Origin of the sequence: Streptacidiphilus sp. BW17 (assembly GCF_041262485.1) — a bacterium.
GTDB lineage: Bacteria > Actinomycetota > Actinomycetes > Streptomycetales > Streptomycetaceae > Streptacidiphilus.
The window spans coordinates 35,574-49,866 of record NZ_JBGCCR010000044.1 but is presented as its reverse complement, the minus strand read 5'-3'; the positions used below and the strand labels follow the sequence as shown (position 1 = coordinate 49,866).

The 14,293-nt window shown below is 71.6% G+C and carries 13 protein-coding genes; 9 read left to right on the top strand and 4 right to left on the bottom strand.

The features are described 5' to 3' along the window. Positions 1 to 202 precede the first annotated feature (202 nt). The 4 genes from ABH940_RS33900 to ABH940_RS33885 are packed head-to-tail and all read left to right on the top strand — an operon-like array spanning position 203 to position 3,723. Positions 203 to 862 (top strand): hypothetical protein, encoded by a 660-nt coding sequence (locus ABH940_RS33900; RefSeq protein ID WP_370067716.1) that lies wholly within the window; start codon positions 203 to 205, stop codon positions 860 to 862. Next, on the top strand, positions 862 to 2,346 hold the full coding sequence (locus ABH940_RS33895; protein ID WP_370067713.1) for a hypothetical protein: 1,485 nt from the start codon (positions 862 to 864) through the stop codon (positions 2,344 to 2,346). The genes ABH940_RS33900 and ABH940_RS33895 overlap by 1 nt, the downstream gene beginning before the upstream one ends. Further along, the gene (locus ABH940_RS33890; protein WP_370067711.1) at positions 2,339 to 2,773 is read left to right on the top strand and encodes a hypothetical protein; all 435 of its coding nucleotides are present in this window, start codon (positions 2,339 to 2,341) and stop codon (positions 2,771 to 2,773) included. The genes ABH940_RS33895 and ABH940_RS33890 overlap by 8 nt, the downstream gene beginning before the upstream one ends. Continuing rightward, entirely contained in the window at positions 2,770 to 3,723 is a 954-nt protein-coding gene (locus tag ABH940_RS33885) for a hypothetical protein (RefSeq protein ID WP_370067710.1), read from the top strand. Before ABH940_RS33890 ends, ABH940_RS33885 begins: the two co-directional genes overlap by 4 nt. A gap of 145 nt (positions 3,724 to 3,868) precedes the next feature. On the opposite strand, the gene ABH940_RS33880 is transcribed toward ABH940_RS33885, so the two are convergent. Together ABH940_RS33880 and ABH940_RS33875 are read right to left on the bottom strand one after the other, a co-directional pair. Beyond that, positions 3,869 to 5,677: a hypothetical protein gene (locus ABH940_RS33880; protein WP_370107021.1), complete on the bottom strand. Its 1,809-nt coding sequence runs from the start codon at positions 5,675 to 5,677 to the stop codon at positions 3,869 to 3,871. Continuing rightward, the gene (locus tag ABH940_RS33875) at positions 5,674 to 5,853 is read right to left on the bottom strand and encodes a hypothetical protein (protein ID WP_370067707.1); all 180 of its coding nucleotides are present in this window, start codon (positions 5,851 to 5,853) and stop codon (positions 5,674 to 5,676) included. The genes ABH940_RS33880 and ABH940_RS33875 overlap by 4 nt, the downstream gene beginning before the upstream one ends. Positions 5,854 to 6,052: 199 nt before the next feature. Here ABH940_RS33875 and ABH940_RS33870 point away from each other — a divergent pair, with 199 nt between their 5' ends. The 3 genes from ABH940_RS33870 (at position 6,053) to ABH940_RS33860 (ending at position 9,550) form a co-directional block, all read left to right on the top strand. Next, positions 6,053 to 6,577, top strand: a complete 525-nt coding sequence (locus tag ABH940_RS33870) for a pyridoxamine 5'-phosphate oxidase family protein (protein ID WP_370067705.1) — start codon at positions 6,053 to 6,055, stop codon at positions 6,575 to 6,577. Between the two features lie 233 nt (positions 6,578 to 6,810). Continuing rightward, complete coding sequence (locus tag ABH940_RS33865) at positions 6,811 to 7,578, top strand: DUF2993 domain-containing protein (RefSeq protein WP_370067703.1); 768 nt, start codon at positions 6,811 to 6,813, stop codon at positions 7,576 to 7,578. Between the two features lie 256 nt (positions 7,579 to 7,834). Beyond that, on the top strand, positions 7,835 to 9,550 hold the full coding sequence (locus ABH940_RS33860; protein ID WP_370067701.1) for an LCP family protein: 1,716 nt from the start codon (positions 7,835 to 7,837) through the stop codon (positions 9,548 to 9,550). Here ABH940_RS33860 and ABH940_RS33855 read toward each other — a convergent pair. Next, positions 9,508 to 10,785 carry an MFS transporter gene (locus ABH940_RS33855; protein ID WP_370067699.1) on the bottom strand — a complete coding sequence of 426 codons (1,278 nt, stop codon included), beginning with the start codon at positions 10,783 to 10,785 and terminating at the stop codon, positions 9,508 to 9,510. The genes ABH940_RS33860 and ABH940_RS33855 overlap by 43 nt on opposite strands. A 144-nt stretch (positions 10,786 to 10,929) precedes the next feature. Here ABH940_RS33855 and ABH940_RS33850 point away from each other — a divergent pair, with 144 nt between their 5' ends. Together ABH940_RS33850 and ABH940_RS33845 are read left to right on the top strand one after the other, a co-directional pair. Then, entirely contained in the window at positions 10,930 to 11,973 is a 1,044-nt protein-coding gene (locus tag ABH940_RS33850) for a winged helix-turn-helix domain-containing protein (protein ID WP_370067697.1), read from the top strand. Positions 11,974 to 11,977: 4 nt separating this feature from the next. Then, positions 11,978 to 13,039, top strand: a complete 1,062-nt coding sequence (locus ABH940_RS33845) for an ADP-ribosylglycohydrolase family protein (protein WP_370067695.1) — start codon at positions 11,978 to 11,980, stop codon at positions 13,037 to 13,039. Between the two features lie 109 nt (positions 13,040 to 13,148). Here ABH940_RS33845 and ABH940_RS33840 read toward each other — a convergent pair whose 3' ends face one another. Further along, the gene (locus ABH940_RS33840) at positions 13,149 to 14,249 is read right to left on the bottom strand and encodes an MBL fold metallo-hydrolase (protein WP_370067693.1); all 1,101 of its coding nucleotides are present in this window, start codon (positions 14,247 to 14,249) and stop codon (positions 13,149 to 13,151) included. Between the last annotated feature and the right edge of the window lie 44 nt (positions 14,250 to 14,293).

Sequence of the window (14,293 nt, the reverse complement as noted above, 5' to 3'; positions counted from 1 at the left end):
CTACAACCAGGTGGTCCAGGTGGGCATCGCGGCCATCGGCACCACACTCCGCGTGGAACTCGACATCCAGGCCGTACAGGGGACCACCCTCCCGAGCGGGTGACCGTGGGCCGAAGTCGGCGGAGCGGAGGAATCGCCCTCGCGTTCGCTCGGTAGGATGCGGCGCGACGGCGACGACCGACCACGGGGGACTGTCTTGGCGGTGGACGACCTTCCGGGGCCGGTGCTGACGTTCCTGGATGCGATCGGCGTTCCCTGGCCGTATCTGAACGAGGGCGACATACGTCAATTCGCGGCGATGGTGCGCGTGTTCGGCCAGTCCGTGGAGCAGACCCACCAGGACGCGACGGTGGTGCTCTCGAAGTTCGCGCAGGCGTACCAGGGTACCGCCACCCAGCGGATGCAGTCGGGTTGGGGGCAGCTCTCCGCGCGGCATGCGGAGGAGTTGGTGGAGGGCTGCCGGGTCCTCGCCGAAGCGCTGGACGTCGGCGCGGATGTCATCGTCGCGCAGAAAGTGGCGGCGATCGCCGAACTGGTCGTCCTGGCGGCCACGTTCGAGGCCGAGGCGGGCAGGGCACGGATCGCGGCGCTGCAGCAGCAGATCGTGCGTCACGTCACCGACGAGATCATCGAGGCGGCGGCCAAGCCGCTGTTCGCGAGGATCGAGCAGGCCATGTCCGGCCTCGACTGGTCCCAGACCTCCGGTGGCGGTGACGGGGGTGCCGCGGGGAGCGACGCCGCAGGGTTCACCATCGACCACGGGGTGGCCGCCGCACATCTGGAGCTCCTGCGTGGCCACGCGGAGACCTTCCGGGGCCATGCGGAGACACTGCGAGGTGGCCTGGAAGGGCTGGCGTTCTGATGGCTCCGGCTTCAGGCGGCGAAATGGGCGGCGAGGCGGGCGCTGCAGCGGGCGGTGAGGAGAAGGCGCTCTTCGCCGCCTTGAGGGACGACGTTCACCAGGCACTGCCGAAGATCGCCGAGCAGCACGCCCACGTGGTCGAGGACGCAGCGGACAAGGGCTCCAGGAACCTCGCCGACCATGCGGCGAACGAGGCGCAGATCGCCGAGGATTTCCGCTCCCGAATGCCCACGGACGAGCCGCGCACACCGCTGAGCACCCTGGGGGGCGTAAGCGGCCCGGAGGGCCCCGGGCAGCCCGGGGCCCTCCGACAGCCCCAGACCCTCACGACTGCGCTCACGACGCCCGGAGGGACTGCCGTCACGACGCCGGAAGTGCCGGACGCGGCGCCGGAAACGGCATCGGAAACGGCGTCGGCGGCGGCGTCGGCGTCGCCCATCGGGACGGCTGAGTCCACGATGACGCCGGAGTCCGCGATCCACGGCACCAGGATCGAGCGGGCCCTTGGGCAGGACGATGCAACGGGGGACGGAACCGGGGACACCGCGGGCGGCGGAACAGGCTACGCAACAGGTGACCCGACGGGCGGCGGAACCGGCGGCGTAACCAGTGGCGGAACGGGCGACGCAACAGCCGCGGCGGACCTCTCCACGCCGCAGTTCGGCAGCGCCGCGCTGCGCGACTCGCCGAACTTCGACGACCAGATCGACCAGGCGCTGGAGGGAACCGGCCTCAGTCGCGAGGAGTACGACGGACTGCGGCTCACCCCCACCCACGAACTGACGGTGGAGCAGATCCAGCAGGTCGCCGGGGTCCGCAACGCGATCGGGATCCAGGACGGTCAGATCGTCACCAAGGTCGTCGACCGGGAGGTGGCCGACGGATACCTGGCCAATGACCACGAGCTGTTCGGCGGCAACTTCGACCCGACCACCTTCGGCAACTCCATTGCCCGGGGTACCGACATCGCCGATCTCGCCACGCCCGCGCAGTTGCGTGACGGTCTCTCCCTGGACGACAGAGGCCACGGCTGGACCCCCGTCGCGGAGGACGCCGAGGAGGCGTACCAGCTCCGCTTCCCGGCACCCAAGGGGCTGGGTGCCAGCGCCGAGCCCAGTTACGGAGCGGTCGGTGACGCGGAAGCCGACCCCTCGCTCCAGGACCGGGCGGACTCCGTCGCCAGGATCGCGACCGGGCGGCGCGGAGCGCGAGGTTCGGTCATGGAGGATCCGTTCACCGGGACCGGGTACACCGCGGCCGGCGTACCCGAATGGCTGCTTCCGCGCGGCACGCCGCTTCCGAGGCGTGCCGAGATGTGGAAGATGACCCGGGACGGTCGGGAGACCATGGTGGGCTACTACAACCAAGGAGTCTGGACCAGGGTGGACGACCCGAGGGCGGACGATCCGAGGTCGGACGGCGGGGCAAGAGCGGACGACGGAGCAGGGGCGGACGGCGTAAGGGTGGATGACGTGGATGGCTGAGAGAATGCGGCATCGGGCCGGGAACTTCGCGGTGTACCGGGGCGACGTCTACCGCGCTTTCGGCGACAACACCTCCGTCCAGGTCTCGCTGGTCCGTGACGAGGAGGACGACCCGATGCCCGCAGGTCTGCAGCCGGACGCGCAGGACCCCACCCGGGTCTTCCTCGCCGACCCCGGGCAGCTCGAGGCCTGGTACCGCACCCGGTGGACCTTCCGTTGGCACGGCGAGGCCTTCGACGCCGAGGGTTCCTCGGGTGGGAGGATCACCGGCTGGTACGCCGGGCGGCGGTTGGGACGCGTCGCCGACCACCTGCAACGGATCGAAGCCAGCGCCTACCTGGGGACGTTCCCCCTCGACGAGGTCACCGACCTCACCGAGCACCGCACCGACCTGCTGGCGGAATGGAAGGAACAGCACCAGCGATGACCACCACCCCGGGCCTCTCCCCGCGGACGATCATCCAGTTGCCGATCACCCGCGCACTCGCGGAGCAGTACGTCGGCAACAGGGTCGTGCCTGGGCTGTTCGAACCCTTCCGGATGTGGGGACTCTGCTCGCGGATGGTGGATGTGGCCAGGGTTGACTCCGGGGCCGAGGCGCGCGCGGTCCACGGCCTGGCCGGGGCCGGCGACGACTTCCCGGAGGGCGACGGGATGTTCGTGATCCGGTTCCTGGCGAGCTGGCCGGGGCTGTTCCGGGCGTCGTTCGGCGCACGGACCACCGAGGACGCCGCGCGGCTGGGTTCGTCCCTGGTGCTGCCCGAGCCGTTCCTCGGGACCGGGTACACCGCGTACGCGCCCGCTGCCGTGCCCGAGTTCTGGATGGAGCTCTCCGAGGCGCCGATCGGCGCGGAGATCTGGCACCTGGCAGAAGTCGGCGGGGAGGGCTACGAGAAGGGTCTGGCGAGATTTGCGGGTCGCTACTCCGGGTGGCGCTCCTACCCCGCCGCGGAGGAGCGAGGACTGACGCCGGGCGGCGTCCCGGAGGCTTCGGCGGGCAGCGTGGCGCGCGGCGTGGGGGTGGTCGATGAGGGCGGCACCTGGCCCGCCGACTTCGGGCCGAACGCCGGTGAACTCACCGCCTACCGCACGTCCGGCGACGGTTCGGTGACGGCTCGTCGCCTGACGGACGGCCAGTGCGAGCAGGTGTTCCACCGCCGCCTGCTGACCACGTGGCGCGGCGCACCGTTCGAGGTGTTGGCGCTCGGGGCGGAGACGGCGACACTCGTCCTCACCAGCGGCAACGCGGAGGAGGCGACGCGGCTCGGGCTCGACGCCGCCGGTCGCCACGCCTGGAGGGCACAGGCGCCGAAGGCCCAGCTCGGTGAACTGACCGAGGAGACCCGGACCATCGGCGTGCAGCCTCAGTTCGGCTGAGTCGGACTCCGGCCGATCCGCAGGGTCACCGGGTCAGCCACTCCGGGTTGCGTTCGGCGGCCGGAGTGGTCTCCGCCACAACACGGACGACGACAACGCTGACAACCGGCCGACCCCGCCCGTGAACTGACGGGCAAAGGGTGGATCACCAGGGCAGCGGCTGGAGGGTGATCGCGGTCAGCGTGGCCTCCGTCGCGACGGAGAGGGTCGGGACGCCGCCGTCCATGTGGCAGGCGAGGGCCTTGACCGGCCCCAGCCAGGGGACGACGGACACACGGCCGGACGCCAGGTGCCAGAGGCAGATCCGCTGGTCGGACCAGGCGGCGGCCAGGATCGGCCCGGATGCGCTGTCGGTGGCGGCCAGAGCGGACGGGAGGGTGCCCCGGCGCGCGGAGGGGACCTGCATCACGCTCACGGAATGCCCGTCCCACAGACGGACGGTGCCGTCGAGCGATCCGGTCGCGACGAGCAACGGACCGTCGCTCGGCTGGACCACGGCCACGCCGGTGATCGGCAGGCCGTGGGCCTGGTAGGTCGTCGGGCGCATGGGGGCGCCGTCGAGCGGCCACAGGTGCACCCGGCCGTCCGCGCAGGCCACGGCGACCGGGATGCCCGCGCCGCCGTCGAGTGCGAGGGGACGCGCCTGTTCGTCCGCGAGCGTCCGCAGGTTGTGGCGTGCGGCGACCGCGACGGCGGCGGGTGACGGGGCGTTGGGGCCGAGGATGTGGACGGTGCCGTCGGAGCCGGTGCCGATCAGCAACCGTTCTGCTGCGGCGGTGAGCGACCCGGGTCGGATGTCGGGATCGGCGGGGATCACGTCGTCCTGCTCGCCGGTGTCGGCGTCGAAGAGGCGGACCTGGCCCTCGGCGTCGACAAGGGCGAGCCCGCCCGCCATGGCCGTCAGGGCGACTGCGCCGTCCAGGGGTTGGGACCAGCGGGCGCACCACGCGTGGGTGGCGGCGAGCGGGCGGAGGTAGGTGGCCAGGGCCTTGTCCGCTCCGAGCGCAGCGGCGTGGAGCAGCGCGGCGCGCTCGACGGCGTCGATGCCGGGGGTGGTGACCGCCGGGGCGGCAGCCGCCCAGACACGACGCAGGCGACCGGGCGCCCGCGTTTCCGGGTCGGCCAGCGCGGCAGTCACGGCGACGGGGGAGCCGTGGACCAGGTAGCCGGGATCGGCGAGCAGGCGCCCGCGCTCCTCGACAGCGGCCGTGGTCAGCGCGCGGTCGCGTTCGTGTAGGTCGACGGCGGTCCAGTCGCTTCCGGGGCCGAGCGGCGGCGCCGCTGCCTCGTCGGCGGGCGGCGTTGCCTCTTCCGGACCGGTTTCCGGATCGAACCCGAGGTCGATGTCGAGGGTGTCCGCGATGTCCGACAGCAGTCCCGTCGTGCCCGTCTCCGCCGCGATCCTGACGTGCGGGAGCTCAAGCAGCGGAGCGAGGACCTGCGCGGCGATCTCCGCAGCAGCGGAGACGCGTTCCGACGGCACGTCCGCGCCTCCGAGGAGGCCGACACCCGCGCGGTGGAGGTCGGGGACGACGATCGTGACCGGATGCGCATCGTCGGCGATACGCGCGACCAACTCCCGTGGATCCAGCGGGCCGTAGCCCAGCTGGCGCCCCAACTCCCAAGCCACGGTGGCGGCGGTCTGCCCGGCGGCGGGGACAGAGGCGTCGACTCGCGCCTGCGCGGTCCGGCCGTTCGGCCCGGTGTCGGAGTGCCGACGCAGCGTCGCGAGCAGCCTGCTCTTCCCGCTGCCGGGACCGCCGATCAGGCGCAGCAGCCGTGGGCTCTCCGGTCCAGCGCCGGTGTCGATGTCGGCGCCTGTGCGTGCCTCTGTGCCCGCCCCTGCTCCTGGCCCGGTACCGATGCTGGTTCCGGCGGCCCAGTTGAGCAGGATGTCGGAACTATCCAGACTGCTGGCGGTGTTGATGTCCATTTCGAGCTGTATCTGCGTCACAGTGCGCCCTCCCGCACGGTGGCAGAGCCGTGGCCACCGGGCGCCGCCGGGTGGCCGGTGGCCGCCGTCCGGAGGCATGGGTCGACCACGAAGGAGCGCGACGGCGCGCCGACAGGACGCAGGCCACGCTCGGCGACGTGGTCACGACTGTGCTGTTCCAGCCCCGGTTCGGTCATCGTTCATGCTCCTTCGGTGACCAGTTGAGGCTAGTCCATACCGTTGGTGGCATAGCAGGGCACATGTGTCGGATCGCGCCGACGGTCGGCACCCGAGCGAGTCGGGGAGCCCCTTCGGGGGTTCGGTGGGAGTCTGGAAGACGAGGCGACCACGGCCCGGGGACGGCCGCCGCCGCGACGTGCGAAGGGGTGATGGACGATGACTGGAAGGGTCCCCGTCGAGGTGACCAACCTCGACCGCTACGGCAATCCCCCGCTGGAGTGGAGTCGGGCCGACAAGGCGCTCAGCAGTAGTGTCCCGGGCCCGGCCGTCACGTCCTTCCTCGGCACCGTGCGCCCGGACGGCCGTCCCTCGGCGGCGGGCGTCGGGGCGGCCTGGCTCGACGGTGACCTCTACTTCACCAGCAGCCCCGAAGCGCGTAAGGCCCGCAATCTCGCGGGAAACCCCGCATGTACGCTCTCGACCAGGCTCGACGGCATCGACCTCGTGGTCGAGGGCGAGGCGGAGCGCGTGACCGACGGGGGAACGCTCGGCAGGCTCGCGGCCGTCTACCAGGCCGCGGGCTGGCCTGCCGAGGTCTTCGGCGACGCCTTCACCGCGCCCTTCAACGCCCCGAGCGCCGGCCCGCCACCGTGGCACCCGTACCGGCTGCGGATCAGTGCAGTCTTCGGTGTCGCCCTGGTCGAGCCCTACGGTGCGACCCGCTGGCGCTTCGCCGGCTGACGCAGGGGCGCCGGAGACGCAGGCTCAGGCCAGCGCGCGTGTCGGGTCGAGCTCGACCTCGCGCAGCACGATACGGCTGCGCAGCTCGCGCACGCCGTGAGCGCTCACACCTGTCACCCCTGTCGCGCGCGACGCACACGCACTAGTGTGCTCACGAACTTCGGCCGACGGGCCGACGGTCGTCGGCGGGGGAGAAGGGCCGACGGCGAACGCGTGGCGACAGGGGGGCAAGGATGAAGCGGCGCTGGGTCAAGGTGCTGACGATCGTGGTGGTGGTCCTGGCGGTGCTGGGCGTGACGGCCGACCGGGTCGCCGTGCACTACGCGAACCAGGAGGCGGCCACGCTGGCGCGGCAGAAGTACGGGTACGGGACCGACACGACCGACGGCTACCTGAACGTCTCGATCAACGGTTTCCCTTTCCTGACGCAGGTGTTGTCCGGGCGGCTGGACGACGTCACGTTGTCGGCCGGGAACCTGGTCCTCAACTCCCGTGCGAATGCGCAGGGCGACTACCTCGACGTGCAGAAGCTGGACCTGGACCTGCACGGCGTGACGGTGACGTCGTTGACCGCCCGGAGCGCCCAGGTCGATCTGGTCACCGGTGATCTGACGCTCACCTACCAGGCCCTTTCGGGCGTGATCACCCGTCTCATGAGCAACGGCGGTCAGCTCACCGTCGGTCCCGCGCCCGGCTCCGACGGGCAGCAGGCGCGGTTCCGGGTGACGGGCACCTGGGGCGGCCGGCAAGTGGACACCATCGGAAGCCTGCTGGCGCAGGGTGCGGAGATCGACATCTCGGTCCCCGGCGTCGGATCGAGCGGCGGATCCAGCTCGGGCTCCAGTTCCAGTACGGAGACCACCGGCCCCGGCACCTACGTCTGGGGAGTCCAACTGCCGGTCAATGCGACCTTCAGTGCCGCGACTGCGACGCCGACCGGCATCGATCTCTCGGTCATCGGCCACCAGGTCGTGCTCGGCGCCTATGCGACTGCCGGCTGAGGGGGGCGACACCCCACACGAATATGACGTGTCCGCGCCCATAATTGCGCTGCTCGGAGGCTTGGAAGCCGCAGTTCGGTGGCGCATTGTGGCGGCTCGGCTACAGATGGTTTGTCAGCGATCCTTCAGAGCTGAGGAAGGTTCCGCGTGAGGGTCTTGTGAGGGTATTGTCGCGCGACAGTCGCGAGCAGGTTGCGCGCGGGTGTCGTCGCCCGGTCTTCCGCTGACCGTGCCGACCGCGTGAAGGGGAGTCCACGTGGTGCAGCAGAAGCCGTCCTCCGGCGGGGAGTTGAGTGACGGCCAGGGGGCCGGGGCGTCCGGGGAGCATGTTGCGGCGCACTCGCACCGGGCCTCGCGCCGTGCCGCGCGTCGCGCTTCCCGTTCAAAGAAGGGCCGCTGGAAGCGAATACTCCTGTGGACGTCCGGAACTCTGGCGTTCCTGATTCTGGTGGCTGCGGGCGGTCTGTACTTCTATGTCCAGAAACTCAACGGCAACATCCAGAAAGGCGCCCTGAACAACGGCGCCGTGGTCCACGCTGCGCCTCCGAAGCCGGACCGGTTCGGGCGCACACCGTTGAACATCCTGCTGATCGGGTCCGACGGGCGGAACAGCGCCTCGGACTGCGGTCTCGGCGGCGCCTGCGACAACAGCCTGCCGCATGCCGACGTGGAGATGCTGGTCCACCTGTCCGCGGACCGCACCAACGCGTCCGTGCTGTCGATCCCGCGCGACACCGCTGTGCAGATCTCCGCCTGCACGGACTCCAGCGGCGTCCTGCACCCCGCCCACCGCGACATCATCACGGACAGCCTCAACTACGGCCCCGGCTGCACGGTCGACACCTGGGAAGACCTGACCCACATCCACATCGACCACTACATGATGATCGACTTCTCGGGTGTGGTGCAGATGGCGGACGCCATCGGCGGGGTCTCGGTCTGCACCAAGGAGAACGTCCGCGACACCGAGGTCTACACCGACTCCTCGGGTGTGCAGCACGACATCGGCTCCCACCTGGAGCTGTCCGCGGGCACCCATGTCATCACCGGCGACCAGGCGTTGGAGTGGTTGCGCACCCGGCACGCCTGGGGTGACGGCTCCGACATCGGCCGGACCAAGGCGCAGCACCTCTACCTCAACTCCATGGTCCGCTCCATGAAGTCGCTGAACACCCTGCTCGACCCGCTCACGGTCAACAAGTTGGCGGTCGCCGCCACCAAGTCGCTTTCCGTGGACACCGGTCTGGGCAGCGTCAACGCGCTGGCCGACCTGGCGCTGGAGCTCAACAAGGTGGCCACCAACCGGATCACCACGCTGACCATGCCCTGGGCGCCTGACCCGGCGGATCCCACCGCGCATCTGATACCCACTCAGGATGCCTTCACCATCTTCAACATGCTCGTGAACGACATCCCGTTGGACAAGAACGGTCCGTCGACCACCGGCACCCAGTCGACCCCCACCCCCGCGCCGACCCAGCCCGTCGACAAGGCGACGGTGTCGGTGACCGTCCAGAACGACAGCCAGCAGACGGGCCGGGGCCGGATGATGACCGACTACCTCGCCGCCCACGGCTTCTCCCAGGCCACGCTGGACACCAACTCGGGTCAGGCATCGGCCACCACGCTCACCTACCCGAGCGCCGAGAAGGCCCAGGCGGAAGCGGTCGCGTCCGCGCTCGGCCTGCCGACCAAGGCGCTGACGGCGTCCGGCTCGGCCTCCGGTTCCGGTTCCGGATCTGGAACCGGCCTCAAGCTGGTCATCGGGACCGACTGGACCGCCGGCGCCGACTACCTTGCCGCCAACCCGCTTCCCTCCGCCGGGGCGCTGCCGACCACGGCGGTCTCCCAGAACGCGGCGAGCGACACCAGCGACTGCATGGACGTCAACCCCGCGCCGTACACGTCGTTCGCGCCGGGGCAGACGCACTACGAGTACAGCTGGGTCGGCTCGACCCCGCCGAGCAACTGACCGGGCGGGCCGGCAGGGACGTGCGGCAGCGCGCGGACGGCGGGTGAGGCAAGCGGGAGCAGCACCACGGCGGCGTAGCAGAGCCCGGCGGCCGTCATCACGTGGAAGCCGCCGAATCGCTGCGCCAGCGGCCCGACCGCGAGTTGGCCGATCGGGATGGCGATGTAGGAGAGCAGGTCGTCGTAGGCGGCGACGCGGGACAGCACCTGCGCCGGGATGTGCTCCTGCAGCGAGGTGTCCCAGGCGGTTCCGGCAAGCGACGAGCCGAGGCCGCCGACGAACGCCGCCGTGATCAGCCACGGCGTCCGCAGCTCCGCGCCGATGGCCAGCAGCGGCAACGCACCCAGCAAGCAGGCCAGTTGGCCGAACCGCAGCAGGTGGCGCAGCACGAGCCGGTACATCAGCGCGCTCATCAGCAGCATCCCGACGGCGCGCGCACTGAGCAGGAACCCCCAGGTCGCCTCGGAGCTGAGCTGCTTGGTGAGTTGGGGCCCGAGGATCTGCCAGGTGCCGGTCTGCACCAGGTTGGTCACGCAGAACGCCGTGGTGACCGTCCAGACCCACGGCGTCCCGCGGAACACGGTCCACCCCTCGCGCAGATCGCGCCGGAGCGTTCCGCGCGCGGTGGCGGCGCGCGTGGTCGAGGTCGGCGGGGTCGCGGGCGGGGGGAGCCGGGTCAGGCAGGCGGCGGCGACGAGGTAGCTCAGCGCGTCGCAGGCGATCGCGGGTCCGCCGCCGACCGCGACGACCAGCAGACCCGACACGCTGGGCCCGAACACCCGGGTGCCGTTCTTGACCGACGAGAGCAGCGAGTTGGCCCGCTGGAGCTCCTCGGTGGCCACCAGCTCCGGCAGCAGCCCGCGCAGCGCCGGTGTGGTGAACGCGGCGAGCAGGCCGTTGAAGAACTCCAGTGTGGCGACGGCGGGCAGGGAGTAGTTGCCGGTGAGCAGCAGCACCGCCACCGCGCCCTGGGTCAGCCCGGAGCCGAGGTTGGCCGCGACGAGCACGGTCCGGCGTGGGAGCCGGTCCGCGGTCGCGCCGCCGATCAGCAGGAACGCGAGCAGCGGCACCATGTGCGCGGCCAGCACGACGCCGAGGTCGTCCGGGCGGCCGGACGCGTTCAGCACGGCGAAGGCCAGGGCGACCGGCGCCATCGAGCTGCCGAGAAGGGAGACGAGTTGGCCGGAGAAGAACCAGCGGAAACCTGATCGCCGCAGGAGGAGAGGTGGGAGCACCGGTCGAGTCTGCGACCGGTCGGTGGCGGGCACTATTCTTTCGGCACCAGGCGAAAGTTCGGATCCGCCGCTGTGCCCTTACTTCGGGCGGTGGGCCGAGGGCCGGGGGCTGAGGAGCGGCGGGACGAGGAGAGGGCGACGTCGATGGTGCTGCTACGGCTGGACTCGCTGGCCCTGTCCCGCTCCCGCTTCGCGCTCTCGCCCTTCGCGCAGGCGCTGGCGTCGATGATGCTGCTGTGCCGCCCGTGCGTGCACCCTTGGCTCGCCGACTGGCACGGGCGCCATCACACCGCCTTCCGGGCCCGGCTCGACGCCGACCCGTTCGCGCGTGGGCTGGTGATGCTGGTCAGCTCGACCAAGTACCTCCCGGACCACGTCACCCTGCCCCCGAGGGGCGGCATGGGCACCACGCTCGACTCCGAGCTCGCGGAGGTCGCCAAGGTGCCCGACGACCAGGTCCGCCGCAGCCTGGAGCGCACGCTGGCGCACAGCTGGGAGGACCGCGACCTGTCCTGGCTCACGGGTCACTCCTGGGCGGCCCGGACGGCGGCCTTCGTCCGCGAGGTGTGGGCCGAGCGGCTCGCCGCCGACTGGCCGAGGCAACGCCTGGTGCTGGAGCGTGACGTGACCTACCGGGCAGGGCTGCTCGCCGCCTACGGGTGGCCGAGCGCTCTGGACCAGATGAGCAGGCGCAGCGCGTGGGTGGGCGTCGACGCCATCCGCTTCAGCGACCGTGCGGGACCGGACCGGGTGGTCGGGCCGGACGGCATGCTCTTCGTCCCGATCGTGAAGCCGAGCAGTAGCTGGCTCTGTGAGGCACCTGACGCACCGTACGCCCTCGTCTATCCGGCACGCGGCAGCGGGGCTGCGGGCGGAGCGGACCCGACTCCGGCGTCCCGGCGGGTGGTTGGCGCGCTCGCGCGCCTGATCGGCGCCGGACGCGCGGCGATCCTGCGGGAGTTGGAGCACCCCGCGACCAGCAGCGAACTCGCCGCTCAGCTGGATCAGTCGCTGGGTACCATCGGCGGACACCTGGCCGTGCTGCGCGAAGCAGAGCTGGTGGTGGGCACACGCGTCGGCCGACGCGTCGTGTACCGGCGCACGGAGCTCGGCGACCTGCTCGCGGAGGGGACGCTGTCGGCCGGGGCCGGGGAACGGAAACAACAGGGGAACGCGCATGACGATTGATCAGATGGATCAGAACACCACCATGGCAGCCTATCTGGCGAGGTCGGAGCGGGTTCGTGGCTGCCTGGTGGGCGGCGCGACCGGGGACGCGCTCGGCTGGCCGGTGGAGTTCCAGGGCCTCGAGGCGATCCTCGCCGCCCACGGCCAGGACGGCGTGACCGAACTGCCCCGCCGTGCCGGCAGGGCCGGCAGCGACCGGCTCGCCGAGGTCACCGACGACACCCAGATGACCCTCTTCACGGCGGAGGCGTTGCTGTGGACCGGCGGCCGACGCAGCGAGGTCCGCGCCGCTGCGCACGCCGCCTACCAGCGATGGCTGCGAACCCAGCGGTTGTCCGGCCCGGAGGGCGAGCAGAACGTCGGCCTCCTCGGCGAGCCCTGGCTCTACGCCTCACGGGCGCCGGGCAACGCCTGCATGTCCGGCCTGCGGGACCATCCGGAGCTGCCGGAGGTGGCTCCGTTCGGGCGGGTGGGGGTGGTCAACTCGAACTCCAAGGGCTGTGGCACGGTGATGCGTTCGGCGCCGTTCGGGCTGGTCGGGGTGGGGCCGGAGGAGGCGTTCCGCCTCTCCGCCGAGGCGGCGCAGCTCACCCACGGCCACCCCACCGGTTACGTCGCGGCCGGGGCCTTCGCGGCCCTGGTCGACCGCCTGGTGAGTGGCGAGGAGCCGTCGGCCGCGGTGGCCGAGACCATCCAGCAGGCGGCGTCCGCGCCGCTCGGCGCGGGCACGGAGACCGTCGAGGCGCTGGAGCGCGCCGTTCGGCTGGCGGCCGAGGGCAACGCCGGTTTCGACACCGTCGAGCGCGTCGGCCTAGGCTGGATCGCCGAGGAGTGCCTGGCCATCGCGGTCCACTGCGTGCTCGCCGCCCCGGCCGATCCGCGCCGGGCGCTGACGCTGTCCGTCACCCACTCCGGGGACAGCGACTCGACCGGCGCGGTCTGCGGCAACCTGCTCGGTGCGGCCCACGGGCTGTCCGCGCTGCCGCAGGACTGGGCTGCCGGGGTGGAGGGCGTTCCCACCCTCCTCCGGAGCGCCGACCTGCTCGGCGCGCTGCGCCTCGCCTGACCGCCACCTGTCGCTCGGGCCGCTCTGTCGCTCTGTCGCTCGGGATCGTCCGCCGTTTCTGCACGGCGAACCGACCGCCGCTCCGACTGCCGTTCCGACCCCCGCTCCGTCAGCGGACCTCGGCCAGGTCGGACGCCGGAGCGGCGTCGGACGCAGGTGTACGCGGGCCGGGGAACGGCGTGTCGGGATGCTCCAGCTCCCAGGCGAGTTGGGCCAGTCCGCGCACCTGCTCCAGCATCGGCACCTCGGGCGTGCCGTCGAGGTGCCGGTACTGCATCGGGACCGTGATCGCCAGGCGCTCCGGGAGATGCAGCGCGGGGTCGCGGTTCTCCTGGAGCAGCCGCCGCGCGGCCTCCGCCGCGGGGACTCCGAGCCCGTGCAGCCGGTGGACGCCGTCCCGCAGCCAGCAGAGGTAGTCCCGGTGGGTGTGGACCCCGGCGCGGTCCACCACCGGGCCGTGACCCGGGACGACGACGGTCGCGCCGGTGGCCAGCACTTCGTCGCAGCCGGCGATGACGTTCTCCAGCGGTCCGGCCCAGTGCACCGGATGGTCCCCTGGCTCGTCCTCGCTCGCGGTGAAGAGGACGTCACCGGCGAAGCAGACCTGCTGGCGCGGCAGGTAGGCGATCGCGTCGCCGCGGGTGTGTGCCGACGGGATCTGGATCATCCGGACCGGCGTGTCGCCGACCATCGCCTCCAGCACGCCGCTGAACGTCAACGTCGGTGTGGGCAACGTTGTCTGCGGCCACAGGTAGCGACCGAAGTGGCGGTGCAGGTACCAGCCGACGAGCGTCTCCCGGTCGCCGTGGTGGACCAGGCCGTGCAGGTCGCACGGGTCGGGCTCGTGCGCGATGTGCCCGGCCGTCTCCCGGGTGTAGACGATGCGCGCTTGCGGGACCGCCTCCCAGCCCCAGAGATGGTCGCCGTTGCCGTGGGTCACGAAGAGCCACTCCAACTCGGCGCCGGCGGGGAGCACCGGTGCGCACCGGTCACGGAACTCGTCGGCCAGCGTGCGGTCGTAGGGGGAGTCGATCCAGGCGGCGGCGGAGGAACCGGTCACCAGACCGCAGTTGGCCAGCCCCCAGCCGTGCCCCGGCGTGGGACGCCAGACATGGACGCCGTCGGCCACGGGGAACAGCCGTGCGGCAGAGGTGGAGGAGGCGTGAGGGGGCAGGGGATCAGCGGGTCCGAGCGGGACGGAAGAGCTCATGGATGCAGATTGTGCGATGGAATGACCGTCGGGCGCGACGCCGG

Excerpts from the sequence above, each read along its gene's own strand:
- ABH940_RS33870 (WP_370067705.1), top strand. The coding sequence starts at position 6,053 with ATGACTGGAAGGGTCCCCGTCGAGGTGACCAACCTCGACCGCTACGGC.
- ABH940_RS33845 (WP_370067695.1), top strand. The coding sequence starts at position 11,978 with ATGGATCAGAACACCACCATGGCAGCCTATCTGGCGAGGTCGGAGCGG.
- ABH940_RS33890 (WP_370067711.1), top strand. The coding sequence starts at position 2,339 with ATGGCTGAGAGAATGCGGCATCGGGCCGGGAACTTCGCGGTGTACCGG.
- ABH940_RS33895 (WP_370067713.1), top strand. The coding sequence starts at position 862 with ATGGCTCCGGCTTCAGGCGGCGAAATGGGCGGCGAGGCGGGCGCTGCA.
- ABH940_RS33850 (WP_370067697.1), top strand. The coding sequence starts at position 10,930 with ATGGTGCTGCTACGGCTGGACTCGCTGGCCCTGTCCCGCTCCCGCTTC.
- ABH940_RS33865 (WP_370067703.1), top strand. The coding sequence starts at position 6,811 with ATGAAGCGGCGCTGGGTCAAGGTGCTGACGATCGTGGTGGTGGTCCTG.
- ABH940_RS33840 (WP_370067693.1), bottom strand. The coding sequence starts at position 14,249 with ATGAGCTCTTCCGTCCCGCTCGGACCCGCTGATCCCCTGCCCCCTCAC.
- ABH940_RS33885 (WP_370067710.1), top strand. The coding sequence starts at position 2,770 with ATGACCACCACCCCGGGCCTCTCCCCGCGGACGATCATCCAGTTGCCG.
- ABH940_RS33875 (WP_370067707.1), bottom strand. The coding sequence starts at position 5,853 with ATGACCGAACCGGGGCTGGAACAGCACAGTCGTGACCACGTCGCCGAG.